The sequence below is a fragment of the Arthrobacter sp. AB6 genome (genome assembly GCF_031844545.1).
In the GTDB taxonomy this organism is placed as follows: Bacteria; Actinomycetota; Actinomycetes; order Actinomycetales; family Micrococcaceae; genus Arthrobacter.
Genome location: NZ_JAUZVL010000060.1, coordinates 1 through 1,133 on the forward strand (window position 1 = coordinate 1; position 1,133 = coordinate 1,133).

2 protein-coding genes are annotated in these 1,133 nt (G+C 59.4%); both read left to right on the plus strand.

Annotation, left to right across the window (positions count from 1 at the left end; translation table 11 throughout):
- The first annotated feature begins 222 nt into the window (after positions 1-222).
- Positions 223-546 carry a helix-turn-helix domain-containing protein gene (locus tag Q9R30_RS19310; protein ID WP_234005536.1) on the plus strand — a complete coding sequence of 108 codons (324 nt, stop codon included), beginning with the start codon at positions 223-225 and terminating at the stop codon, positions 544-546.
- Positions 543-1,133: IS3 family transposase (locus Q9R30_RS19315; protein WP_311218602.1), on the plus strand; the 591-nt coding region annotated here is incomplete at its 3' end. The genes Q9R30_RS19310 and Q9R30_RS19315, both read left to right, overlap by 4 nt.

The window sequence follows — 1,133 nt, forward strand, 5'->3', positions numbered from 1 at the left end:
TGAACTGCTCCCTGGAAGTTGGACTGAGAAATTCAGTTCTGACTTCCGGGGAGCAGTTTTTTGCGTGTAGATAGTTCGTTGTCCGAGGCTCAGCGTGAGGCGGCTGTAGCGTGGTTTGAGAAAGGCCTTGCAGATAAGGCGACAGCTAATCTGTTGGGCGTGTCTAATTGGCCGGTCAAGAGGCTGTATCGGCGGTGGAGGATTCATGGCCAAGGAGCTCTGGTGACCAAGCCGACAAAACAGTCATACTCTTTCGAATTCAAGCTCGCTTTGGTCGAACGGTTCCTCGCCGGCGAGACTGCCCCTGATTTGGCAGCAGAAGCTGGCCTGTCCTCTCCGGTCCTACTGAGAACGTGGGTGCGCGCCTACCGTCTTGAGGGCCCGGACTCCTTGCGACCAAAACCAAAAGGCCGACCTCGGAAGCCCGACACCCCGCCCGTTGAACCATCCGAGCTGGAGCGGCTGCGCCGTGAGAACGAGCGTTTGCGGGCAGAAGTGGCCTATCTGGGAAAATTGCGGGCCTTGAGGGCTCAAGAACAACGGTGAGGGTCCAGGCCCTTACTGCCCTCAAGGCTGACTTCCCGCTTCCTGTTCTGCTGCAAGTGTCGGGTCTTGCCCGATCGACATTCTTCTATCACCAGTCACGACTCCAGGCTCCAGACCCCCAAGAGGCCCTCAAGGCCACAGTCACGGAGATCTTCACGACGAACCACGGCCGGTACGGGCACCGCCGTGTCCACACGGAACTGCTCAAGCAGGGCTGGATACTCGCGAAGAAGACCGTGCTGAAGCTGATGCGCACACTCGGGCTGGCCTGCAAGGTCCGGCGGAGGAAGCGCTACAACTCCTATCAAGGCGAACAAGGCACTGCCGCGCCTAACCTGCTGAACCGGGAGTTCGAGGCCACCGCCCCGAATCAGAAGTGGGTCACGGACGTGACTGAGTTCAGTGTCGGCGACCGGAAGCTCTACTTCTCGCCGGTCATGGACCTCTTTGACCGGCAGATCGTCGCCCATTCGATTAGCCCGTCCCCGAACCTTGCACTCACCAACTCTTCGCTCAAGCAAGCCCTCGCCTGCCTGGAACCCGGTCAACATCCGGTCGTGCATTCAGACCAGGGCTTCCAGTACCGT